Consider the following 22,133-nt stretch of genomic DNA (forward strand, 5'->3'; position numbering starts at 1 on the left):
CACCTGTCGCACATGCATTGGACTTCGCCAAGTGCTGCTCATCGCCGACACGAGTCGGTTTGGAGCGGTCGATGAGAGCCCGTTTGTCACGATCGACAGCGCACACCGCATTTGGGTGGCGACCTACAACGGCTACAAGGTTTACGATGCCAGAGGCCAGTATGTCCGTACTGTGGGGCGGTTCGGCGGCGGTCCCCTGGAGTTTACAGCCGCCGGCCCGATTTATACGGATGCTGATGGTCGACTCCACGCGTTTGACCCCGCCGTGTATCGCGAGCTGATAATCAGCAACAGCTTCGAGCTGCTGGACACGCGTCAATTACCACTGGGCGCCGTCGAGGACGTCGTCGGACTCTCCAACGACGGGCAACGTGCGCTGGTGAATGCCGAATTCATAGACCCGCAGCTCTTTGCAAGCGCAGTTCATCAGCTTGATTCCGGAAAGGTCACGCGATCATTTGCTACCTCGACTGACAGCGTTTCTCCGCATAGAGGGAGCGCGCTCGCGCGAAAAATTGCCGTGGCGCGGACCGGGCATTTCATCATTGCCAAGAAGTACGTATATGAGTTCGACGTGGTCAGCCAAGAAGGCACGTCACTCTTGCGCGCTCGTCGGACGAAGGTGTGGCCGTCACCACCGGGAGGAGTACCGAAGCCGCTTGAGCCAAGCGATGAACTCTGGGGTTCTATCCACGACATCACCGTCGACAGCGACGGGCGTCTTTGGGTTCTCTCGTGGGACCCCAAGCCCAATTGGCGCGACCTCGTTAGCATCCGCACTGGCCCCGATGGCGCGGCAGACGTCCGGCAAAAGGATGATAGTGAGTCGCTGTATGTTACGAGGCTCGAGGTCTTTGACCTGAGGAATGGGGAAATTCTCGGGACGCAGACATTTCAGAACATGATTTGGGGATTTCTCGGACCAGACCGTGCCTTTGGTTTCAACTACGCAGCATCGGGCGAGCCGCAACTTGCCGTCTTCCAGCTTTCACTGGACGACGCTCCCAACAAATGACGACTACCGAGGCGGCAGATAAAGCGGGAATTTGCTCTGGTAGAGCTCCGCCGACTCCCGTCGTTAACACGGATTACGGAGATCTCGACAGTTAGCGCCCATCTCACGGCATAACGTGCGTTGCAGCGGACGAGCGAGCTGCGGAACCTCGCGGCGCTCGCATTTTATTGAGTTCGCTCGTAGCATAGCTGAGGCGTTCGGGCCACGTAGTCGGGGCACATGGCAACTGCAAGTTTGGTGATATGTGCTCTGCGAATATCTTTGAGGGGGCAGTCGATGCGAAATGCGCTGGGTATTGTAGTGCTGCTTGTTTCCGTGCTGAGCACGGCCTGTGACATCGGGCCGACAAATCCTCTTGAGTCGTTGCCAGGCGACGTTCGTTCGTTTCTCCAAGCCGATCCGACGCTCGGCGTACGGAAGAGCACGCCCATCGAGCTCACGGGCACGGACGTCTCGATGTACCGCATTTCGTATGGCGAGCCGCTCGACTGTCCGAGCGGGTGCTTCTATGCAGAGGCACTGGTGGTGCGCGCTGGTGGCCGGGTGGGCTGGGCGACCTATCTCAATCCGGCGCCGAATAGTCGTGTCTTTCGCGTGCAGCCTCAGGATACGTCCAGCTTTACCCCGGCGCTTCTCACCGCACTCCGACGCAAAGACGTCAGTGCACATTCTGCGATCGCCTTCATGCTCGCCTGCTCGCCGAACATGGCTGACGCTTTTCGTGAGCGAATTCGGCTTGAGACGCCCACGCTTGCGCCGCCGAGCTATTGTCCCAAAGCCTGACCTGCGCGCGAAGCGCCCTAACGCAAGGCGGTTAGACATGCAAAGCTACACTTCACGACGGCGCTGATGAAATGATGCACTGCGTGGTCGTGTACGAAGGAATCCCAATCGGCCACGTGGAATTGCCCGAAGGGCGCGATTGGTCCGGAGGCCTGCTCGATCCATTGGCCGGCTACGATCGTGTGCGTTCCATTGTTGAAGCGGCGGGCGGCACGGCTGATCTCGCCCTGCGCATTTTGCGACTGCCCCGTGACGACATGCCGCGCGTTGACGATCTGGAGTTCCACGTTGCTTCGGCCCTCCAGCGTCTCGCACTGTTGCACTTCGAATTGCGCGATGAGGCGGGCCTGACCGTACCGGCTGTGGTGGTACGCGTGGCGGATCCACGAGACGTTCCTGCCTTATCGGGTGATCGTAGCGTGCGGGTGCACGCGCACTTTCGCTATTCGCTTGGGACGCGAGGTGCCGAGGCGATCGCAAGAAGTGTGGGGGGTAGTGATGGCGCGCGCTTCGATGTCTAACGAAACGTTGCTGAATCATCTTCTTTACAAGGCTGTCCTGTTGCTGTTGGCGCCGAGCGAAGCATCGGCATTTCGCAGCGCGCCGCCCTGCAGTCTCGCGGCCGTTGACAGAAGCCAATGGATACAAGTGATCACCGGAACGATCGGCTTCTCGCTTCCTAAAAGTTTTCGGGAGATTCCCGGCCTCGCCATTGATTCCGACATGCAACGATGGAGCTCGCCAGGACAGGGCCGCATCGAATACGACTACGGTAGTCATTCGAGTGCATACGCTGGTGGACCAACTGATTCGTCAGTCACAGGGTGCACTATTACCCGGGATCGCCTCTTGGCGGTGCTGCCGACTATCCGTCGGGTTCGCTAGCCGAGCCAAGGGGGTGCCTACCGAAGCATTGATGTCGACAGCACGCTGAGGCGTGAGGTGGCAATCGCTCAGAATCGTGGGGAAGAGAATGCAGGCGACGACCGGGCACATTGCAGCCAAGGATGGTCCGATGGTCCGTGCGCCATCATCGTCCACACGGCCGTGGGCGCTGCGTATACGTCGTGTCCGTGGCTCTCCGGCTTCACGGATCACCGATCGGATGTGTTCCGTGTCGTGACGCCCCGCCCTGTGCCCACTCGTCGGCGCCCCCGTGGCGCGGGTGCCACTTAGCCTCGTATCGGTACCGAGAGCGATGCAAAGAACGGCGGCCGTTTGCTCCCTGCGCTCGCTGGCCGCATTGTTCAATGAGACACAGTCGATGGCGCAATCAATCGCGCGTGACGTCAATCATGGAGTGCTTCGATGAGTTGGGTCAGAATGCTCTTGCTGGGTAACGTCGGCCAGCAGCTTGACATTGACGATGTCGAGAATGAAGTCGTTCGCTTGCGTGCACGTTTGAGTTCCCAGCACACGACAGACCGAACGCAAGATGAAGCGCTGCTGACCCTGCGACGCGAAATCACGGACTTGAAGCTCGTGGTCGGCGAGCTCACGCGATTGTTGGTCGCGGGCGGCACGCTCCCGGCTGAAGCGATCGAGCAGTTGGTCCGCGGCGTTGACGCGCGTGCTACACCACCAACAAGATAGAGTCGTCTCGCGGAATTCCTGCGAGGGATCCGTCATTCATTACGATAGCAGAGGCGAGCGTTGGACACACGCGGGGGAAACGTGAGATACTTTCGGCTGATCGGTGCCACCGTCGCATTGTTGGTGGGGTGCCGTCGCGGCGTTCCAGAAGAACAGATGACACCGGACGATTGGGATGTGATGTCGATGTCGCTTTCGCCATGTCTCGAAGCCTCCGCTGTGCCACGCACTCAGGAGGGGAAGACGTGGGCGCTACGAGACCCCGCGGGGATCATACAGTGGCCGGTCGACCTGGTCGAGCTGAGGGGTAGCAGCGGTACGCAACGCGTCTGGATCGGTATGGACTCGAGCAAAGTGGAGTACACAGTGGCGAGCATGCCCCCCGGCGGCATGGCATCGGCTATTCCCATGGTGATGGAGAACCGCTGCATGCTCCCGGTGGGAGGACATAGGGCGCTCACCCACCGGTTGCGGAGCGACTCGACCGTGACCAAGCGAGCCCTCTACCTCGCGGATGCAACGGTGGTGGTTCGTGACAACGTCGCCATTCACGTGTGGATCGAAGCCCCGAGTGCAGGCCGCCGCGACCTGTTGCTGCGCGCGGTAAGCGAACTGACGTTGCGATAGCGCTTAATCGATGTCACCTCAGCACCTCTATCACGTGACCAAACGCTTTCGAAAGCACCTCGCCGCCAATTTCCTGTACGCGTTGCCGCTGAGCCTCGCGATGAACACCGCGCTCGCGGCACAGACGCCCGATACACGCGCCGTGCTGAAGACGGTGTTCCCCGAGAATATCGAGCGAGACTTGGCGGTGTCGGCAGCGCCGGAGCATCTGCGTGCCGGCGCGACGGTCTATGTCTACGGCGCGAAGGGCTTCAGCAGAGTGCAATCCGGCACCAACGGCTTCACCTGCCTCCTCAATCGTGACGCGTTCTTCTACGGCCGGACCGCGTTCAAGCCAACCTGCTGGGATGCCGAAGGCGCCACCAGCTACGTCCCCGTGATGATGCGCGTCGCCGAACTGCTCGCCGTCGGTAAGTCGGTCGAGGAGATTCGCGCCGACGTGGACGCCGGCTTCAAGGATGGTCGATTCCATCGCCCACGGCGCACCGGTGTGGCCTTCATGCTCGCCGGTGACATCGAGCTGGAGCCAGCCACCGGGAAGATCGTGAAGCAGGCGTTCCCGGGACACTACATGATCTACGCCCCGGGCGTGTCGAGCGAGGACCTCGGCTATTCACGCGAGGCCGCCACCGCCAATCCCAGCCTGCCGGTCATCTTTCGTTCCGGCGCGGGAGGCACGGAGCTCGGCTATCTGATCATCGTACCGCAGCACCAGTAAATACGGCAGATTGCGAAGGAGGCCGTCTAGCGGCTTGCGCTCGCCGGTGTCGTGCGCTGGTGGAAGGCGCGTACAGGTCTAGAGGAGATTGGCGATGTCGATGTAGGATACGGATCGGCGCGCGGCCTGCGCCCCAGGCTCGTCACCGAGATCGCCGCGAAGCCCACCGAGTTGTCGGACGCGGCGCTCAGTGCTCGTTTCGACGGGCCCGCGACGCGCGCGAAGGAGATCTCTCCGGATATCGGGGAGCGTGATTCGGAGGAAGACGATGCGCGTGCCTACCTTCCTGAGAACCTGGTAGGCCTTCGTACGGCGGTGTCGGCGGCCGCGAGTCGTCAGCTCGGACTGGTCGTCCTGCTGCGTCAGCGTGCGGCAGTAACCCGCGTTCACTGCAGCTCCACGCCCACCACAATGGTGCGTCGGTTGAAGAACGGTCGCACGGCCTCGCGACGCTGCCAGCGCGCGTCGTAGCTCCAGCCGCTCACGTTGCCACGGTCGAGCAGGTTGATCGCCTCCACGAACGTGGCCGCCAGCCGGCTGCCGCGCACCGAAAGGTGCGTGAGGCGCACATCGGTGCGCGCGTACGACGGATACCGTGCGCCCTGTAGCGTACCAAAACGCGGCTGCCACAGGTCACCGGACAGCGAATCGGCTCCGATCACCGCGGTGAACGGTCGACCGGTGGCCACGCGTTGCGTGACGCCCAGGCGCCATGCGGACGTGGGGCGCCACGTGATCACAGCAGTACCCGCATGCGACACGTCGAAGGGGAGCGGCGCGCGCGCTCCCGATGTCAGCGTCCCAACGGCGCGCGTGGCCGCGTACGTGATCCATCCGTCGACGCGTCGATCGGCCATCGACGCGCGGCGCACCAGCAGCTCCATGCCGTCCACGGTGCCGCGAGCGAGCGAGGGGCCACCGCGTGCTCGGTAGTCGCGATAGCGTTTACGAAACGCCTCGGCGCGGATGTCGAGTGCTCCCTTCCGCTCGGCGCCTGCCACGAGATGATCGGCACGCGTGGGGATGTCGGCCAGCTGCACTGGCGTGGAAAGGTCGAGCGTTGGGCGAAAGGCGCCCTGTCTGAACACCCCCGCCGCGAGATGCCACTGAATGCGGCCGGTGGGTAACGAGAGGTTGACGCGCGGATCGAGCGTGACGCCGGCAAGCAGGGGCAGCCGGTCGGCACGAAGGCCGGTGGTGAGTTGGGCACGCCCCACGTCCCACACGGACTCGGTCCACACGCCCACGTGCGCGGCGTCGCGCCTCACCGCCAGTGCGCGTGAGGGCGCGTCCTGCGCCAGCGCCGGGGTTATGGGCACGCGGCCGTCTTCGTCCAGCGCGAAGTGCGCCACGTCGACGCCGCTCCGCAGCCGCCACGACGATACCGCCTGCCACGTGACATCGGCCGATGTCGTCAGCGTGCGATCGGTGCGCGCGCGATCAAGCACGCCGAACGCCTGCCGTGATCGACGGAGCGATGCCGCCGCGGCGCCACGCCAGATGAGCGGCGCATGCAACGCGGCCCGCCGCGCGGACACGACGAACGCACCGCCTTGTCCGTTGGAACGGTAGGCACCGGTGTAGTCACCGCGCGCCACGTCGCGCGCTACGTCGTCGCCACTCAGCATGAGCGTCGCGCGCAGTTCCGTACGACGATCGGGCTCGACGCCGAGGCCCAACGCGAGGTCCCCAGAGCGTGGCGCACTGGTGTACTCGCCGAGGCGATCGTTCATCCACAGCATGGGCGTGGTGTGCGAGAGCCGGGTGCTGCCCCACCACCCGGCACGCCGACCGAGAGGCCGGCGTTCGGTGGTGGATGCGGTCACACTGGAGAGGCCGAATCGCCGCTGCGCCTGACGCGGCCGACCCTCCGTCTCCACCTCGATCACTCCGGAGAGCGCATTGCCAACGCGCGCCGAGAAGCCACCGGGGGAGAATTGCGTCGACTGCAGCACCTGCGGGTCGAGCGCCGCGAAGAGCGCGCCATCGAGCGACTCGAAGCGCGACGCACCCACGAGCCGCGCCCCGTTCAGCAGCAGCGGCGACTCCGCCGGATCACCCCCGCGTGCATGCAGCTCGGCGCCGTCACCGACCAGCGTGGCGCCCCCCTGCAGCTGCATGGCCTGGAAGACGTCGGCGGCGGCGCCGGGGGCAAGCATCACGTCCATGCGCTGCATCTGACGTGTCATCCCCACGGCGGGCGGTGCCATAGGGCGGGCAGCGCGCACGACAACGGCCGAGATGCTGGTCGCGGGCGGTGGGCTGGACGAAGCGGCGAAGGGCTCGTAGGCCGCGCGCAGCAGCGAGTCCTGCGGAAAGAGGCGCAGCCCTCGCTGCAGCACCGCGCGGGCGCTGTCCAGCTGCCCCTGACGCTTCCAGAGCTGGCTACGCAGCTGGTAAGGACGCGCAAATTCGCTGAGGTCGGTGCGCGCCCCTTGTAGCGCAAAGAGCCGGTCGAGTTCGCGAGCGGCCGCCCCCTCGCGTTTCATGAAAGGCGGGGCCTGCAGGTAGTGCTGCGCGCGCATGTACCGCGCGAGCCAATGCGTGGAATCGCGCTCCACGACGCGGTCGAGGTATTCGAGCGCCTGTGCGCTCAGCTCGCCCCGACGGACCATCTCGGCCGCGGGAATACGACACTGGCTGATGACCCGGGCGGCCACGACAAGCGCGGGAATATCGTCGGGGGTCGCGGCCAATCGTCCGCTGAGCTGCTGCAAGGCGGCCTCGCCCAGCGCGTCGGCGCGTGCCAGGTCGCGTGCGGTGGCGGCCGCGAGACACGGGCCGAGCGGGTCAGGGGTCGGGGACTGGGTCGAAGCCCGCATCAGAGGAAATAGAACCAGCAGTGCCGCAGCGACCGCGGCACGGACGGCATTTCGGGAATGGCGCATTGTCGCCTCCTGTTGAAAGGTGCCAGGACGGATTATCTTGGCAGTGTCAAGTTATCCCTTCTATCTTTGCACTGTCAAGATGCCCAGAAAACCCGCTGCGTCCGCGTATCATCACGGCGACCTCCGCCGAAGCCTGCTGGCGGTGGCGTTCGATATCCTGAAGACCAAGGGGCCGGAGGCCCTCTCACTGCGCGAGGTGGCGCGGGCGGCGAGCGTCAGCCATCAGGCGCCGTATCATCACTTTCCCAGTCGCCAGCACCTGCTGGCCGCCCTCGCCACCGAGGGGTTCGACGACCTGGCGTCACGCCTCGACGAGGCGCAGCGGCAAACTCAGAACCTGGAGACGATCGGCCAGGCGACGGGCGTCGCCTATGTCCTCTTCGCTGCCCAGAACCCCGAGCGGTTCCGCCTCATGTTCGGCGGCGAAATCGGCTCGCGCGCGCCATACCCCGAGCTCGTTGATGCATCGCAACGGGTGTTCGCCCTGCTACGACGTCCGTTCGGGACGCCTCCGGGTTCGCGGCCAGGGCGCGATGACGACGGGCAAGTCGATCAGCACCCGCCGGCGTCAGTCGTCGCGAACGTGACGGCGGGGCAGAATCCGGTGGTGCTGACCCTCTGGTCTACCGTGCATGGACTCGCCTCGCTGGTGGTAGACGGGCAGGTCGTGCTCTCCGGCGATGCGCTCGAGCGCGCGGCGCTCGCGACGACGCAGATGGTGTGGCTGGGGGTGAAGCAAACGCTCGCGTCGGCACCGACGTCGGTCCCCACGCAGCAGAGTCGCCGGCCACCCTCGTGAAACGAGACCTGTTTGGTGACGGGCCGCTCAGCAGGGGGCTCTCGAGCGCAAATGGTCGGTCAGCAATCATCACCGCGCATCACCTCGGGGATCACCTTCAGAGGAGGTGATACGTGGGTGAGTTCGTTTTCGAAGTTCTCTCCATCGCCGGGCAGCACAAGGCGGCACGAACGCCACCTCCCGCCCGGTCCGATCGCAGGACTTTCGAACCTACCCACTGCTGACTTGAGGATACGACGATGAACCGCGCCTTCCGCTTTGCGACTCCCGCCCTGGCCGCCCTGGCCGCCCTGACACTCGCCGCCTGCGGCGAGGCGCCGTCCACGGCGCCGGAGCAGACCGTGGAGATGGATGCCACCAACGCCGCGTTCGTGCCCCGCATCGTGGCCACGGTGAACCTGGTCGTTCGGGAGACGCCGAGCGGCAATATGATCGGCAACACCACGGTGGCCTTCACGTCCGGATCCAGGGGCACGCCAGTCAACATCGTCGATAATTCAACGGCGGACGCGGACAAGCGCTCGGGCTACTTCCAAGTCACGTTGACCAAGAGCACGATCTACGAGGCGACGGTGATCGCCGGCCCCTCGAAGTACGACCGCACGGAGGCCACGAAGCAGATCGGCTCGTCAGCCTCGACCGTGAACATGGGCACGCAATACCTACCCGTGAACCCGCTCTTCACGATCAACGTGAAGCGGGCGACCACCGGCGCGCTCCTCGGCGGTGCGACCTACACGGTCGGCTGGGCGGACGGAACCGCCCCGTGGATGCAGCGCACGGACAACGTGGACGACATGAGCGGCATCGTCGGCGTCATCACTTTCTACGGCCGGAGCGCCCGCAACCACCAGATCTGTGAGATCACGGCGCCGACGGGCTACCTGATCCCGTCGCCGAGCTGCAAGCTGGCGTATGCCACCTGGGGCAAGACCGCGTCGGTCGACTTCGTCCACTAGTCCGATTTCGCGACCGAGACATCCCCCGACGACGCGTTGCTTCGACGCGCTTCATCCTTCTCTCCTGTGGCGATGACCTGGCTCCTTTCTCTTGTGCATGCGCTGCTTGGCGCCGTCGCCGGCTTCATGGGCATGGCGGGTATCGCGTCGTTGTGGGTACGCTGGTTTCGGATCCCTACCGGCCAGAGTAACGCGGGGTACTACGTCTACTTTGTGGCGATCGCCGGCGGAATCATCGGCGCAATCGTCGGCTTCGTCGCCTCGCGCGCTGCGGTCGATGGCAGCGATTCCCATTTCGTCCGTGGGCTTGGGTACACGGCGTCGGCGGGGGCGATTGCACTCGCGCTTGTGCTCGCGGCGTCGTGGCTGCTCGCGGACCATCCGCCAACCATCGACGGGCGTCGCCTGCTGATCGAAGTGGAGCTACGGACACCGCCGGTCACGGCGCTCGTTGAACGCGCAGGCTTCGATCCGGGGATCACTCTATGGAACAAGCATCGCAAGGCGTACGGATTCAACACGGACTATGGCAGCACCGTTCGTCCGGATGGCGACCGGCGCGTTGTGACGACGCGCGTGGAGCTGGGGAGCAGTGCGGCAACCAGAGGCCTGTATGTCGGCTGGAGCGAAGGCTGCCAGCTTTTCGTCGAGTTGAGGCTCCCGGGCAAGCCGACGAAAGCCCAATTCGAGTGGAGCGAGTGGCAGGATGAGACCGTGTTCTCGCCGTCGAGTGGTTGGGAGCAACCTGGCGTCGATCTGCATTTCGCCGTGCGGTATCGCGTGATCTTCGCTCCCGAGCGTCCGAAGCCGCCGACGGCGGCGGAGCGCGCGACGCAGGAATCCGCCGAGGCGGCGCGGGCTGAAGCGTCACAACGCGAAGCGCTCGCCGCGATTCCCGTGGGCGCGCCGATCACGCAGTATCTGGAGTTCACGCAGTACCAGTTCCCGGACGCCATCAAGGCCGACGCCTTTCGGCGGATGCGCGAGTCGGCGCACTTCGCGGAGGAGTATTCCGCAGTCGTGCTTCACGTGAATAGCGATACGGCCGCGCATTGGATGCGATTTGCCGCAGAGTTTCCGGGTGATCGCGCGCCGGTAATCGAGGCCGTCCGGCTGGCTGGCGCTGACCTCGCGGCGCGAATCGATTCCCTCTCGCGAAAAAGAAAGCAGACCGAGGGTGGCGGCGACGCCAACTACGACGCCCTCGCGCGATTTGGCGGGTTCTTCAGCGCGGCGTTCGCGTTGCGCGAGTCCGGTGTCGGCGACTTTACGCCGGAGCTGCGCGCGATCCTCGTCGCGGCGAGAACGAAGCAGAATATTCCGGGCGTCCGGTCTGATATCGTGCGCATGGCGAGCTACTATCTGCAGCAATGGGCGGGCGACAAGCCAGCGCCGGACGATCCGCCTCCGAAGTAATCGGTCCCGCTCCACGAACGGCACGTGGGCTAGACGTGAATCTTCGCGCCCTCTCCCACTGGCAACCACCGCACGCGCTCGCGCACGCTGGCGGGCGCGCCCGCGAACGCGCGCTCCACGTCGAGGCGTCCCTGCGTGAAGTGATACCAGCTTTCGTAGTGCACGGGGATAAAGGTGTGAGGCGCCATCAGCGCGCATAGCTTCACCGCGTCACTCGCTGTCATGGTGTAGTGCAACGGCCCCGTCACGGGAAAGCGCACGCCGCCGAGATGCACGAGTGCCGTACCCACGGTGACGCGATCAGCTACCTCGCGCACGCCATCGAACAACACCGTGTCGCCGGAAATCCATAGCGTCCCGTGCGCTTGATTGTCCCACGCCAGCGAAAAGCCGATCACATCGCCCACCAGCGCGTGTGATCCCGGGGGGCCGTGTCGACACGGCGTTGCCGTGATATGAATGGTTGGGCGCCCTTCGTGCTGCAGGGCGTGCGTCGCCCACGGCGTGAGACCGACGGCGTTGCCGCCCAGTCGGTTCGCGCCGGACGCGGTGGTGATCACGCGGTTTGCCAGCGGCAACAGCGCGCGCCCAGCGGTATCGAGATTGTCGGCGTGATGATCGTGTGTGAGCAGCACCGCATCGATCGGCAGCACCGCCTGCGCCGCAACGCGTGGTCCAGCCAGCTTCACCGATCCTGTGCCAAAGCCGAAACGATATCTCTGTCCCGGCGCATCGAACGTGGGATCGGTGAGAAGCCGCCAGCCGCCAACCTCGATCAACACCGTCGGCCCCCCAATGTGGGTGATCCGCACTTCGGGGGGTGTCGTCACGGGTGCACCATCGACGCTAGGCACGGAGAAAGTCGAGCAGGTCGTGAGACAGCTGGTCTTTGTGTGTATCGGTAATGCCGTGCGGTGCGCCGGGATACACGATGAGCTTCGCATTCCTGACGCGCGCCGCCGACGCTTTGCCGCCAACCTCGAACGGCACCACCTGGTCGTCGTCGCCGTGTATAACCAAGGTCGGCACGTCGATCGCGTCGAGATCGGAACGAAAGTCCGTCGCCGAAAAGGCCGCAATGCACTCGAGCGCGTTGCGATGGCCCGACTGCATCCCTTGCAGCCAGAACGCGTCGCGCATGCCCTGCGATGGGTGCTGCCCATCGCGATTGCCACCGAAGAAGGGCCCGTCGGCGAGTTGCCGATACAGCTGCGATCGGTCGGCGAGGGACGCCGCGCGAATCCCATCGAACACCTCGATGGGCACGCCGCCCGGATTGTCCGCCGTCTTGAGCATGAACGGCGGAACGGCCGACACGAGCACCACCTTGGCGACGCGCGACGTCCCGTGACGACCCACGTACCGCGCTACTTCACCCCCGCCGGTGGAGAAGCCAACCAGCACCGCGTCGCGCAGATCGAGTGCCTCGATGAGCGCGGCCAGGTCGTCGGCGTACTGATCCATGTCATTGCCCTGCCACGTCTGCGTAGACCGGCCGTGCCCGCGCCGATCATGCGCGACGCACCGGAACCCATGACCGGCCAGGAAGAGCATCTGCGCTTCCCAGCTGTCCGCGTTGAGCGGCCATCCGTGGCTGAATACCACGGGCTGTCCGGCGCCCCAGTCCTTGAAGTAGATCTGCGCCCCATCGGCAACGGTGATGGTGGACGCGGCGCGCTGCGCGTCAATCATGCTTTTCGACATGGGACCTCCAGAAGATGGCGCGGAAGCTGCCTACCGCGAATGGCTGACCGTGTGAACGGCTTGAAGCTCCATCGCCGTCGCGGTCCGCGAATCGACCGAGCGGCGTGTTCTTCCCTACGTCGACCGACGTAGGCGGTCCGCGGCGCGCGAACGTATTATTTCGCATGGCCACGTCCGATGTGATCTCGCTGCTGGTGATCGACGACCATCCGCTGATTCGCGCGGGGTTGGCGGCCGTCATTGCGGGGCAGCCGGATCTCCGACTCCTCGACGAGGCCGGCGATGGCGCCGCCGCGATTGAGCTGTATCGAACGCATCGGCCGGACATTGTGTTGATGGACTTGCGCATGCCGGGCATGGACGGACTCACCGCCATCAAGCGCATCCGCGCGGAATTCCCGAACGCGCGCATTATCGCGCTCTCGAGCTACGATGGCGACGAAGACATCCATCGGGCGCTGGCGGCGGGCGCCAGTGGGTATCTCCTGAAAGACATGCTCCGTCGGGATTTGCTGCAAATCATTCGGCAAGTGCACAACGGCTATCGTGGTATTCCGCCGGCGGTGGCGCGCAAGTTGGCCGAGCACATCCCGCGACAGGAGCTCACACCGCGTGAACTCGAAGTGCTGGCGATGCTGGCTCGCGGACGGAGCAATCCGCAGATCGCGACGGCGCTGGGCCGCGCGGAGAGCACCATGAAGGTGCATGTCCGCAGCATTCTGCGAAAACTCGGCACCGACGATCGCACCGAGGCGGTGATGATTGCCGTTCGTCGCGGCATTCTACATCTCGAGTGATGCCGAGGACGGCGTTAGCGGTTGAAGACATCGCGAATGAGTGTGGGCAAATGGGTGCGCAGCTGATCCTTGAGGAGAAACGCTCTCGCCCCCGCGGTGAGTGCGCGTTCGATATCGGCGTCGCCCTCGAATGTGGTCAGCATGATGATGCGCGCCGTGTCGTCAAGTGCGAGGAGGGCGCGCGTGGCGGCCAAGCCGTCCATCACCGGCATGCGCAAGTCCATCAACACGATGTCGGGGTGATGTGCATCGTACCGCGCCAGTGCCTGTTCGCCGTTCTCGGCTTCGGCCACGACGGTCATGTCAGCGTGACCGGTAAGCAGCGCGGTCAGACCGTCTCGAATCATCGGATGGTCATCGACGATCAGCACACGAATGGGGTGAGAGTCTTGCATTCCGGATACTGGAGTGCGCGTCCACGTGTGCGCATCCTCACATGGACGTAGTCGCGCGTTGGCGTTTGTTGCTGGCGACGAGCACAGCGCTGCTCGCGGGCGCGACATCGTTGTCGGCGCAGCCGTCGGCGCAGTCGTCGGCGCAGTCGTCGGCGCAGTCGTCGGCGCAGTCGTCGGCGCAGTCGTCGATGCGCCGGCTGGTCGACTTGCATCACACGTCGTGGACGGCGCGCGAAGGGCTACCGGAGTCCGGTGTGGTGGCGCCGATGCGTAGCCCGGACGGCTATCTCTGGCTCGGGACCAGCGATGCGCTGATACGGTTTGATGGCGTGCGCTTCGTGCGGGTGGACTCGTCGACGGCGTCGGTGCTGCAGAGTGCGGCCGTGGGATACCTCTCGCCAAAATTGGTGGACCGGGCCGGGCGCTTGTGGATTTCCCGCCCGGACGGTGCGCTCGTGGTGTACGAACGGGGCGCGTTCCGCGAGGTGCTGAGCGCCGACTCGTCGCGTGGGCCCGTGGCTGAACTCATTGAAGATGGCAACGGTCGACTGTGGGCACGAGCGCGACGCGTGTTCGTGCTTCGTGGCGGCCGGCCGGAGGCGCCCCCACTTCCGGCGGCGATCGATGCGCGCGAAGTGTCCGGTATCGCTGCCGACTCCGGCGGCGGCCTTCTGATTGGCACCACGACTGGACAGCTGTGGCATTTGAGCCCGACGGGTGCGATTCGGCTCCCTTCCACGGGGACGCCAAACCTTCGTCCGTTACTTCAGGATCACGGCGGACGCATCTGGTTCATGCAGAATGGTTTCCAAAGCCAGTTGAACGGCGTCACGACGACCATCAAGCCGCCAACGGGCACCGCGAGCGTCGGCGGTACTGTTGCCGCCGAATTGAACGACGGTTCGGTGGTACTGGCGACCCGCGGATACGGGCTGTTGCGCTGGCGTGACGGCCGTGTGGATCAGTTTTCGGAAGCGGCGGGCCTGACCGATGCCGTCGTGCGTGGGTTGCATCAGGATGACGACGGGAGCTTATGGGTCACGACCGACGCGGGACTCGATCGACTACGCATTGCGCCCTTCATCACGCTGGGAAAAGGACATGCGCTGCCGTTCCAGTCGCCGACCTCGATTGTGGCGGATGCTGACGGTTCGCTGTGGATGGCCGCATTCAACGCACGGGCGCTGTATCGGTTGCACGGCGGCGCGGTTCGTGGCGCCGATTCCGCGTTGCGCGTGGACAGTGTTCTGCCCCCTGGAGACCTGCCGATTCTGCTCGCGACCGCGTCGCCGGCTGGCGGGCCGTGGGTGTACGATCTGCGCCATCAGTTCTATCGCGTGGTCGATGGACGGGTACGCCCCGTGCCAGGATTGCTGGTGGCATCCAACACCGGCATCCACGCGCTTGAAGATGCGCGCGGTAGCTTGTGGCTCGGCAATTCTCCGACCGGTTTGCGCATCTGGCGGAACGGGACGCTGACACGACTGGTAATTCCTGATGAGTCGGCGCGTACGCTGATTGTGGGGATCACACAGGATGCGCGCGGCGCCGTCTGGGTGTCGATGCGCAACCCGAGCCAGCTGATACAGTACGCGAGTGACACCGTCGTGTCGCGCATCACGTCGCCGGGCGGTGCGCGGCTGCCGATGACCAATGTGCTGTCGGAGGGGGGCGATACACTCTGGGCGAACGCTGATGGGACGTTGTTGCGCCTCATCGGCACTCGCGCCGCGACGGTGAAGATTCCATCCATCGAGCTGCTGCTGCGTACGCCGTATCCATCGCTCCTCGTCGCGGCGGGATATCTGTGGTTCGGCGGTGAATCGGCATTGGGCCGCATTCCGCTCGCCGCCTTGCATCACGCCGCCGATAGCGCTGGTCGTCCTCCTCCCGTGCCCGAGTTTTTTGGCTCAGCGGACGGACTACGCAGCGCGAAGCTGACCAACTTGATCCGGAAGTCGGCGGCCACGGCGGCCGATGGACGCTTGTGGTTTGTCACGCCCGCGGGGCTGGCCGTGGTGTCTCCGGCTGAGCTGCGGCGAACGTCTCGAGTGGCGCGCGCCGTCGTTGAAGAGGTGCGCGTGAATGGGGTCGTCAGCCCGTCGCCAATCATTCCGCCCAATCCCGAGCGCGTGGAGATTCATTTCACGGCCACTGAGCTGTTCGCGCCCGAGCGGGTCCACATTCAGTATCGTCTGGACGGTGCCGACGGCGACTGGGTGACCGCCACCGGAACGCGCAGTGCGATGTACACGCAATTGCGCCATGGCCGCTATCGCTTTCGTGTGCGCGCGTGGAATGATGATGACGCGACAGGCGCGGAGGCGACGCTCGAGCTGCGAGTGGTGCCAGCCTGGTATCAAACGTGGTGGTTCGCCGTGGTGCTGGTGGTGACGGTGTTGGCGATCACGACGGCCCTCGTTCGCGCGCGGCTGAAAGAGAAAGAACGGCGGGCGGCGGAACGACTGCAGGCACGCTTCGACGCGGAACTGTCCGAGCGCACGCGGCTGGCGCGCGACCTGCACGACACGCTCTTACAGGGGCTCACCGGTATCACCCTGCAAATTCAAGCGGTGCAGGACTCACTGATCCGCGAGCCAGAGGCGGCGCACACGGCGCTGGGACGAATTCTCGATATGACCGATACGACGTTACGAGAATCACGGAGCATGGTGTGGGAGATGCGGGCGCCGGAGCTGAACGCGCAACCGCTGCCGGTGGCGCTGGAGTCGGCGGCGCTGTCGTTGGTAGGGACATCGGGTATCGCCCTGACATTCGATGTCACCGGAGCGCCTCATCGTCTCGCGCTCGATACCGAAACCACGATTCTGCGCGTCGGGCGTGAGGCCATCGCGAACGCGGTACGCCATTCCGGGGCGTCAACGCTGCGCGTGACGTTGTCGTACGAAGCGGCGCGCGTATGCCTGATCGTGCAAGACAACGGCCGTGGCATGAGTCCGGATCAAGAGTCGGTGGGTATTGCCAACGGGCACTGGGGATTGCGCGGCATGCGCGAGCGCGCGACGCACGCGGGCGGAATGCTCTCGATTGACGGCGCGAACGGCGATGGGACGACGTTGCTGTTGTGTCTGCCATCGGCGATGTCATAGCTCGACGAGCCGAATACGCCCGTCGACGTAGGGAATGACTCTTCGACGGAACGATTCGACGGAAGTGCGTTCGCGCTACTGTCTGCGGTGAGTCCATACACCTCACCCAGGAGACTACAATGACGGCAGCAGCATCGATCGAAACACGCGAAGAGAAGATCGAGAGCATCGGCGGTACGATGATTCACGTCCGGTCGTGGCGACCGGAAACGGCACCGCGCGGCGTAGTGGTGATCTGTCACGGCGTCCTCTCGCACAGCGGATACTACGGCTGGGCGGCCGAGCAACTCGTCGCGGCAGGATACGCCGTGTATGCGCTCGACCTGCGCGGACGAGGACTCTCAGACGGCGAGCGCTTCTTCATTCACGCCATCGACGAATACCTCGGCGATGTCGGCGCCACCATCACGCTCGCAAAATCTCGCGAGCCCAGACTACCCGTCTTTCTGCTTGGTCACAGCGCCGGCGGCGTGATTTCGACGGTGTACGCGCTGGATCATCAGCACGACCTCGCTGGTCTCGTCTGCGAAAGCTTTGCCTTCCAGGTGTACGCGCCCGACCTCGCGGTGGCCGCGCTCAAGGGACTGGAACACATCATACCGCACGCGCGCGTGCTCAAGCTGCCGATTGATGGGTTCTCGCGCGACAAGGACGCCGTCGCCGCGATGAAAGGTGACCCGCTGCTGGCCAACGAAGCGCAGCCGATCGGTACCGTGGCCGAACTCGCCCGCGCGGGTGATCGGCTACGGAAGGAATTCCCGCACTTCACGATGCCCGTGATGATCCTGCACGGCACGGCCGATATTGTGACCAAGCCGGGCGGGAGTCAGCAGTTCTTCGATTCGGCGGGATCGACGGACAAGACGTTGAAGCTGTACGAGGGACATTTCCACGACTTGCTCAATGACGTGGACAAAGAGCTGGTGATGGCGGACATCACCGGCTGGATTGTGGCGCGGACGAAGGACGCGGTCGCGCACTAATCGACGGCGGTGGCGCGCCATCGACGGCAGATGGCGCGCCAGGTCCGGGGCGGAACAATGCCGCGGCGTCGGGCTCGCCATGGCGCGTCGCGTACCGCGCTCCTGAAACTGGCGGTTAGGATGTTCGTAGGGCCGATGAGCACCCGTCCCGATCGCTCCCACCGCTACGCGTCGAGCACGCCCTCATGCCTCAGCAAACCACCAACATCCCTGGAATGCCCGCGTCGGTCAGTTATACCGCAAATGAGGTGCTGTTGAGGTCGCTGCAGCAACGGCGTGAGGTGCTCGCGGATCAGTACGAAACCGCCATGCGCAGTCGCGGCCAGATCGGACAGGAGCGACTGAACGCCCAGGCCCGCGGTGATGCGTCGATGGTCCGGGAGTATGACGTCACCATTGAACGACTCGGCACGCGAATGCGGGAGATCGAGCGCTCCATCGAAGGGGTCGACCGACAAATCGACGTCGCGATGAAACAGACCGGCCTGTCGGAGTCGCCGCTGACCGTGACATCGACCGAACCCGCGGCGTCAACACCCCTCTCGATCTCGGTGCTCACGACCGCGTCCGAGCAGCTACTGGTGACGCAACGCCTCCAGTTCCAGAAGATGATGATGGCGGAAGCGGCGGTACTGCTGGCGCTCGGTGCATTGCTCTGGCGCTTCGGCTTTCTGCGTGGCCGACGACAGGCCCCGCGCGTCGACGCGCCGCGAGACGAGAGCAGACTGCAGGAGTCGATCGACGCGATCGCCATTGAAGTGGAGCGACTGTCCGAAGGTCAACGCTTCGTCAACAACGTCATGTCGGCGCGTCGTGTCGATCGGGACGTCGCGCCGGCACAGCCACCACTGCCCGCGCCGAACGAAACGTCCTGGATTACGCCGCACTGAACGTGTAGTGCTCGACGCCACTCACGCATCGGCTCCCGCCGTTCAGTCCTTGCGCAGGCTGAACGTATCGATCTGTCGTGAGTCGAGCACCTCGGCGGCGATCTCGGGTTGCTTCCAGAGCTGCACCCAGTACGCCTCCGTGGCGGACTTCACCTTCTCCAACGCTTCCTTGTTGGCGACACCGTCGGGCTGTGTGACGAGATACTCGGCCAGCGGGCTATAGATCGCGCGCACAGAGTCGGCGAAGACGGAATCACGTTGCCGCAACCCGTCTACTATCATCCTAGTTGACAAATTGATCTACGATCCACATAGTACTATGCAGATCGTAGAACACCCGCGCGCACCCACCTCCCTCCCGTCCCCTCGTGAACGACTCCACGCTCGGCGATCGCGAACTCGACGTCATGTCCTCACTGTGGGAGCTCGGCTCCGGCACCGTGAGCGAAGTGCGGGAGCATCTGGGTGACCCCCTCGCGTACACGACGGTGCTCACCGTGCTCCGAAACCTCGAGGCCAAGCACTTCGTGCGGCACGAAGAGGAGGGTCGCGCCCACCGCTACTTCCCACTCGTGGAGCGACGGACGGCCCAGCGCAACGCCCTGTCGCGGCTGATGGCCAGCCTCTTCGCGGGCTCGCCGAGTGCGCTGATTGCGCAACTGGTGGACGAGCATGGGGTGTCCGCCGACGAGCTGCAACAGCTCGCGCGTAAACTCAAAGCGCGGCCGGAGGACGACGCATGCTAGGCCTCTGGATGCTGGCGGCAACGGCCTTCGCGCTGCTGGTGGGTGCGGCGGCGCTCGGGGTGGAGCGCGTGCTCCGCGCCAGGCATTGGCCCACGCGAGCCGTCTGGCTTGGCGCGCTTGGGGTGGCGTTCGCGTGGCCGCCGATCGCGTGGACTTTCCTCGCTCGACCCGCGTACAGCGCTGGCAGCGCACGCATGGGTGAGGTGACGGCGATGACCGCACCGCTCACCGACAGGCCGTCCACACTCGTCGATCTGCTGTTCCAGCATCTCGACGTCACGCTCCTCGTGCTCTGGGGCGTGGTTAGCGTGGTCATGTTGCTGCAGACGGCACGCGCTGTCGTGGTACTGCACCGCATCCGTCATCGCGCCGTTCCCCACGCGATCGATGGCGATGCGGTGCTCGTGTCCGACTCGCTCGGTCCGGCGGTGATCGGACTTCGCGACATGCACATCGTGATTCCCGCGTGGCTGCTCGATCTCGATGCCCCGCTGCGCGCGCTCGTGCTGCGACATGAGCGCGAACACCGGTTGGCGCGCGACCCGTGGTTGGTGTGGCTCTCGGTCGCCGCCACGACGATCGCGCCGTGGAACGCCGGCCTCTGGTTCATCACCAGTCGACTTCGCCTTGCGATGGAGGTGGACTGCGATGCCCGAACACTCGTCGCTGCCGCCGATCGCCAGCGATACGCCAAGCTGCTGCTCCTCATCGCGCAACGCGGCAGCTCCGCGCGCTTCGCGCCCATGCTCGCCCATTCCCGTTCACAACTCGCCCGGAGAATCACCGTCATGACTGCTGCCCCTTCTCGACGTCCGATCGCTCAGGCACTCGTTGCCGGCACCGTGGCGGCGCTCGCGCTCGTTGCCGCGTGCTCCAATCGCGTGAGCGACAACCTCATGGGACCCGCACCCGCCGCTGCGCGACAGTCGACCGCGCCGATCGTGGCTGACAAACCGGTGAGCATTCCAGAGGGAAAGCCGTACTTCGAATTTCAGGTGGACAAGCCGGCCGTGATGGCGCCGGGCAGCAAGGGGCCGATGTATCCCGCGTCGCTGCGCGCGGCGCGTGTCGAAGGTGCGGTCCTCGCGCAGTTCGTGGTGAACCCCGATGGCAAGGCGGACATGTCCACGTTCAAGGTGCTCAGGACCGCCGATCCACTGTTCGCGGAGGCGGTGCGCGCCTCGTTGGTTGAGATGCAGTTCATGCCAGCGATGGTGGGTGGACGCGCCGTGAAACAGCTCGCGCAGCAGCCGTTTCAGTTCTCGCTCGGCGAAGACGCTGCCGCAGCACCGGTGCAGCCGCGCGTTGAATCGGGAGCTACGCTCGACCAGCAAGCGGCGATCGCACCCGGTGCGGTGGGGCCGGCGTATCCGCCCACGCTTCGCGCCGCCGGCGTCCAGGGGTCGGTGGTGGCGCAGGTGATCATCAACGCCGACGGCACGGCCGATATGAGCTCGCTGAAGGTGCTTCGTTCGCCAGATCCGTTGTTCACCGAATCGGTCAAGACGGCGCTGGCGCAGATGAAGTTCTCACCGGCCACCGTGAAGGGACGGGCGGTGCGGCAATTGATGCAACTGCCGTTCGAGTTCTCGCTGCAGAAGTAGTCGGTGCATCGCTCGGGTGGTGCCTGCCGGTGGAGCGCGCGACTCGCATCCAGCCGGTAGGCATGCGCGGTGCAGGACCCACGCTGTGATGAAGACCGTCGCGGTGGCGCGGCGAACCGGGTCCACTTCGCGTTAGTGCGCGTCGTCGACGCTCGAGCTGCGGTACCGGCGGCCTCGCGACGCAAAGCGGATCAATGCGTCGCGGGTGACGGAAGGCGCGCGAGTGGAATGGACGTCGGTTCGACCGCGAGCTGGTGACGCAGGTGACGCGAGCGTAGCGGTCACGACACGTGCGTTCTGCGTCATGGCCCATACTGTCGGTGATGCGGCGTTGCGCATTCGCTCGGTCGAGCGAATATCCGAGGAGGAATACACACGGTGACCAAACGCGTGGATGCTGTGAAATGGCGGGGTTGCGACGTGGCGGGCCGAATGGGATTGTAAGCGATGCGCCGGAACTCGACCGCCGTCACGGTGGTATGTCGGTCGAGCGAACAGGTGTTCGGCATGCAAGAGCGTGAGTGCGCGCGGACGATGTTCTGACCCAGCAGTAGTGCTCGGCGGAGTTTCGGTGCGCCTGCAGCAAATCGGTCGATGCGCTCACGGCCAAGTCCAGGTAGATTTCAATGTTCCCTCCTTTCGAGGTGTGTATGGCCGTCGAACTCACTGCGGTATATCAAGAAGTGCCCGAGGGGTTCATCGCGTTTGTCGAAGAGCTGCCAGGCGCTAACACGCAGGGCGCGACCCTTGATGAGGCGCGAGCCAACTTGCGCGAGGCCGTGGCGCTCGTGATGGAGGCGAATCGCGCCATGGCCGAAGAAGATCTCGCGGGCGCCGCCGTGATTCGCGAACCCCTCCGCCTCAGCGCGTGAAGCGGGTCGACCTCGTGCGCCATGTCGAGGCGCACGGCTGCGTCCTCCTCCGGGAGGGCGCCAACCACTCGGTTTTCGTTAATCGCCCCGCGCGTCGGACGTCCGTCATCCCACACCATCGTGAAGTGAATGATTATCTCGCGCGAAAGATCTGCCGCGATCTGGAGATTCCGGAGCCCTGATGCCGAACAGAGCGTTGCAACTGACAAGCGCGTTTCGGATTGCTCGCTACGC

General features: G+C 64.7%; 23 protein-coding genes. 17 read left to right on the plus strand and 6 right to left on the minus strand.

Translation table 11 applies throughout. The features are described from left to right. The first annotated feature begins 31 nt into the window (after window positions 1-31). From HKW67_RS19135 to HKW67_RS19145, 3 genes are all read left to right on the plus strand, one after another. Complete coding sequence (locus tag HKW67_RS19135; RefSeq protein ID WP_171226908.1) at window positions 32-1,015, plus strand: NHL repeat-containing protein; 984 nt, start codon at window positions 32-34, stop codon at window positions 1,013-1,015. Between the two features lie 276 nt (window positions 1,016-1,291). After that, window positions 1,292-1,798, plus strand: a complete 507-nt coding sequence (locus tag HKW67_RS19140) for a hypothetical protein (protein ID WP_171226909.1) — start codon at window positions 1,292-1,294, stop codon at window positions 1,796-1,798. 71 nt (window positions 1,799-1,869) lie between these two features. After that, window positions 1,870-2,319: a hypothetical protein gene (locus HKW67_RS19145; protein ID WP_171226910.1), complete on the plus strand. Its 450-nt coding sequence runs from the start codon at window positions 1,870-1,872 to the stop codon at window positions 2,317-2,319. A gap of 772 nt (window positions 2,320-3,091) precedes the next feature. On the opposite strand, the gene HKW67_RS19150 is transcribed toward HKW67_RS19145, so the two are convergent. Then, the gene (locus tag HKW67_RS19150; protein ID WP_171226911.1) at window positions 3,092-3,427 is read right to left on the minus strand and encodes a hypothetical protein; all 336 of its coding nucleotides are present in this window, start codon (window positions 3,425-3,427) and stop codon (window positions 3,092-3,094) included. Window positions 3,428-3,610: 183 nt separating this feature from the next. Between HKW67_RS19150 and HKW67_RS19155 the strand changes: the two genes are divergently transcribed. Genes HKW67_RS19155 through HKW67_RS22855 form a run of 3 tightly spaced genes read left to right on the plus strand, consistent with a single transcriptional unit; the run spans window position 3,611 to window position 5,207 of the window. Further along, a complete protein-coding gene (locus tag HKW67_RS19155; protein ID WP_206044501.1) occupies window positions 3,611-4,018 on the plus strand; it encodes a hypothetical protein in 408 nt (135 codons plus the stop codon). 34 nt (window positions 4,019-4,052) lie between these two features. Further along, window positions 4,053-4,736 carry a hypothetical protein gene (locus HKW67_RS19160; protein ID WP_171226913.1) on the plus strand — a complete coding sequence of 228 codons (684 nt, stop codon included), beginning with the start codon at window positions 4,053-4,055 and terminating at the stop codon, window positions 4,734-4,736. A 51-nt stretch (window positions 4,737-4,787) separates the two neighbouring features. Further along, window positions 4,788-5,207, plus strand: coding sequence for a DUF1877 family protein (locus HKW67_RS22855; protein WP_171226914.1), 420 nt, complete (start codon window positions 4,788-4,790; stop codon window positions 5,205-5,207). Here HKW67_RS22855 and HKW67_RS19170 read toward each other — a convergent pair. Further along, complete coding sequence (locus tag HKW67_RS19170) at window positions 5,123-7,558, minus strand: TonB-dependent receptor (protein WP_171226915.1); 2,436 nt, start codon at window positions 7,556-7,558, stop codon at window positions 5,123-5,125. The two genes, HKW67_RS22855 and HKW67_RS19170, sit on opposite strands and share 85 nt — an antisense overlap. Window positions 7,559-7,703: 145 nt before the next feature. On the opposite strand from HKW67_RS19170, the gene HKW67_RS19175 reads away from it, so the two are divergent. The 3 genes from HKW67_RS19175 (at window position 7,704) to HKW67_RS19185 (ending at window position 10,798) form a co-directional block, all read left to right on the plus strand. Next, window positions 7,704-8,423, plus strand: coding sequence for a TetR/AcrR family transcriptional regulator (locus tag HKW67_RS19175; RefSeq protein WP_171226916.1), 720 nt, complete (start codon window positions 7,704-7,706; stop codon window positions 8,421-8,423). Window positions 8,424-8,662: 239 nt separating this feature from the next. After that, window positions 8,663-9,382 carry a hypothetical protein gene (locus tag HKW67_RS19180; RefSeq protein WP_171226917.1) on the plus strand — a complete coding sequence of 240 codons (720 nt, stop codon included), beginning with the start codon at window positions 8,663-8,665 and terminating at the stop codon, window positions 9,380-9,382. A gap of 72 nt (window positions 9,383-9,454) precedes the next feature. Next, entirely contained in the window at window positions 9,455-10,798 is a 1,344-nt protein-coding gene (locus tag HKW67_RS19185) for a hypothetical protein (RefSeq protein ID WP_171226918.1), read from the plus strand. Window positions 10,799-10,827: 29 nt separating this feature from the next. Here HKW67_RS19185 and HKW67_RS19190 read toward each other — a convergent pair whose 3' ends face one another. Together HKW67_RS19190 and HKW67_RS19195 are read right to left on the minus strand one after the other, a co-directional pair. After that, a complete protein-coding gene (locus tag HKW67_RS19190) occupies window positions 10,828-11,628 on the minus strand; it encodes an MBL fold metallo-hydrolase (protein ID WP_230981066.1) in 801 nt (266 codons plus the stop codon). A 16-nt stretch (window positions 11,629-11,644) separates the two neighbouring features. After that, window positions 11,645-12,502: an alpha/beta fold hydrolase gene (locus HKW67_RS19195; protein WP_171226920.1), complete on the minus strand. Its 858-nt coding sequence runs from the start codon at window positions 12,500-12,502 to the stop codon at window positions 11,645-11,647. Between the two features lie 164 nt (window positions 12,503-12,666). Between HKW67_RS19195 and HKW67_RS19200 the strand changes: the two genes are divergently transcribed. Then, complete coding sequence (locus HKW67_RS19200) at window positions 12,667-13,299, plus strand: response regulator (RefSeq protein ID WP_171226921.1); 633 nt, start codon at window positions 12,667-12,669, stop codon at window positions 13,297-13,299. Between the two features lie 14 nt (window positions 13,300-13,313). Here the strand turns inward: HKW67_RS19200 and HKW67_RS19205 are convergent, their stop codons facing one another. After that, on the minus strand, window positions 13,314-13,694 hold the full coding sequence (locus HKW67_RS19205; protein WP_171226922.1) for a response regulator: 381 nt from the start codon (window positions 13,692-13,694) through the stop codon (window positions 13,314-13,316). A gap of 41 nt (window positions 13,695-13,735) precedes the next feature. Between HKW67_RS19205 and HKW67_RS19210 the strand changes: the two genes are divergently transcribed. From HKW67_RS19210 to HKW67_RS19220, 3 genes are all read left to right on the plus strand, one after another. Then, window positions 13,736-16,804: a sensor histidine kinase gene (locus HKW67_RS19210; protein WP_171226923.1), complete on the plus strand. Its 3,069-nt coding sequence runs from the start codon at window positions 13,736-13,738 to the stop codon at window positions 16,802-16,804. A gap of 119 nt (window positions 16,805-16,923) precedes the next feature. After that, a complete protein-coding gene (locus HKW67_RS19215) occupies window positions 16,924-17,787 on the plus strand; it encodes an alpha/beta hydrolase (protein WP_171226924.1) in 864 nt (287 codons plus the stop codon). 185 nt (window positions 17,788-17,972) lie between these two features. Continuing rightward, window positions 17,973-18,677, plus strand: coding sequence for a hypothetical protein (locus HKW67_RS19220; protein WP_171226925.1), 705 nt, complete (start codon window positions 17,973-17,975; stop codon window positions 18,675-18,677). A 42-nt stretch (window positions 18,678-18,719) separates the two neighbouring features. Here HKW67_RS19220 and HKW67_RS19225 read toward each other — a convergent pair whose 3' ends face one another. Then, a complete protein-coding gene (locus tag HKW67_RS19225) occupies window positions 18,720-18,911 on the minus strand; it encodes a hypothetical protein (protein WP_171226926.1) in 192 nt (63 codons plus the stop codon). 134 nt (window positions 18,912-19,045) lie between these two features. Between HKW67_RS19225 and HKW67_RS19230 the strand changes: the two genes are divergently transcribed. From HKW67_RS19230 to HKW67_RS22705, 4 genes are all read left to right on the plus strand, one after another. Next, window positions 19,046-19,423 (plus strand): BlaI/MecI/CopY family transcriptional regulator, encoded by a 378-nt coding sequence (locus HKW67_RS19230; protein ID WP_206044502.1) that lies wholly within the window; start codon window positions 19,046-19,048, stop codon window positions 19,421-19,423. Then, window positions 19,417-21,027: a M56 family metallopeptidase gene (locus tag HKW67_RS19235; protein WP_171226927.1), complete on the plus strand. Its 1,611-nt coding sequence runs from the start codon at window positions 19,417-19,419 to the stop codon at window positions 21,025-21,027. Before HKW67_RS19230 ends, HKW67_RS19235 begins: the two co-directional genes overlap by 7 nt. Before the next feature lie 650 nt (window positions 21,028-21,677). Further along, complete coding sequence (locus tag HKW67_RS19240; protein ID WP_171226928.1) at window positions 21,678-21,899, plus strand: type II toxin-antitoxin system HicB family antitoxin; 222 nt, start codon at window positions 21,678-21,680, stop codon at window positions 21,897-21,899. Next, the gene (locus HKW67_RS22705) at window positions 21,896-22,081 is read left to right on the plus strand and encodes a type II toxin-antitoxin system HicA family toxin (protein WP_171226929.1); all 186 of its coding nucleotides are present in this window, start codon (window positions 21,896-21,898) and stop codon (window positions 22,079-22,081) included. Before HKW67_RS19240 ends, HKW67_RS22705 begins: the two co-directional genes overlap by 4 nt. The last annotated feature ends 52 nt before the right edge of the window (window positions 22,082-22,133 follow it).

Origin of the sequence: Gemmatimonas groenlandica, from assembly GCF_013004105.1 — a bacterium.
In the GTDB taxonomy this organism is placed as follows: domain Bacteria; phylum Gemmatimonadota; class Gemmatimonadetes; order Gemmatimonadales; family Gemmatimonadaceae; genus Gemmatimonas; species Gemmatimonas groenlandica.

What these genes read in the sequence shown, in the direction of transcription:
- HKW67_RS19180 (WP_171226917.1), top strand. Translation starts at nt 8,663, where the DNA reads ATGAACCGCGCCTTCCGCTTTGCGACTCCCGCCCTGGCCGCCCTGGCC.
- HKW67_RS19175 (WP_171226916.1), top strand. Translation starts at nt 7,704, where the DNA reads ATGCCCAGAAAACCCGCTGCGTCCGCGTATCATCACGGCGACCTCCGC.
- HKW67_RS19210 (WP_171226923.1), top strand. Translation starts at nt 13,736, where the DNA reads ATGGACGTAGTCGCGCGTTGGCGTTTGTTGCTGGCGACGAGCACAGCG.
- HKW67_RS19185 (WP_171226918.1), top strand. Translation starts at nt 9,455, where the DNA reads ATGACCTGGCTCCTTTCTCTTGTGCATGCGCTGCTTGGCGCCGTCGCC.
- HKW67_RS19220 (WP_171226925.1), top strand. Translation starts at nt 17,973, where the DNA reads ATGCCTCAGCAAACCACCAACATCCCTGGAATGCCCGCGTCGGTCAGT.
- HKW67_RS19145 (WP_171226910.1), top strand. Translation starts at nt 1,870, where the DNA reads ATGATGCACTGCGTGGTCGTGTACGAAGGAATCCCAATCGGCCACGTG.
- HKW67_RS19235 (WP_171226927.1), top strand. Translation starts at nt 19,417, where the DNA reads ATGCTAGGCCTCTGGATGCTGGCGGCAACGGCCTTCGCGCTGCTGGTG.
- HKW67_RS19150 (WP_171226911.1), bottom strand. Translation starts at nt 3,427, where the DNA reads ATGACGGATCCCTCGCAGGAATTCCGCGAGACGACTCTATCTTGTTGG.
- HKW67_RS19195 (WP_171226920.1), bottom strand. Translation starts at nt 12,502, where the DNA reads ATGTCGAAAAGCATGATTGACGCGCAGCGCGCCGCGTCCACCATCACC.
- HKW67_RS19200 (WP_171226921.1), top strand. Translation starts at nt 12,667, where the DNA reads ATGGCCACGTCCGATGTGATCTCGCTGCTGGTGATCGACGACCATCCG.
- HKW67_RS19215 (WP_171226924.1), top strand. Translation starts at nt 16,924, where the DNA reads ATGACGGCAGCAGCATCGATCGAAACACGCGAAGAGAAGATCGAGAGC.
- HKW67_RS19205 (WP_171226922.1), bottom strand. Translation starts at nt 13,694, where the DNA reads ATGCAAGACTCTCACCCCATTCGTGTGCTGATCGTCGATGACCATCCG.
- HKW67_RS19170 (WP_171226915.1), bottom strand. Translation starts at nt 7,558, where the DNA reads ATGCGGGCTTCGACCCAGTCCCCGACCCCTGACCCGCTCGGCCCGTGT.
- HKW67_RS19140 (WP_171226909.1), top strand. Translation starts at nt 1,292, where the DNA reads ATGCGAAATGCGCTGGGTATTGTAGTGCTGCTTGTTTCCGTGCTGAGC.
- HKW67_RS19240 (WP_171226928.1), top strand. Translation starts at nt 21,678, where the DNA reads ATGGCCGTCGAACTCACTGCGGTATATCAAGAAGTGCCCGAGGGGTTC.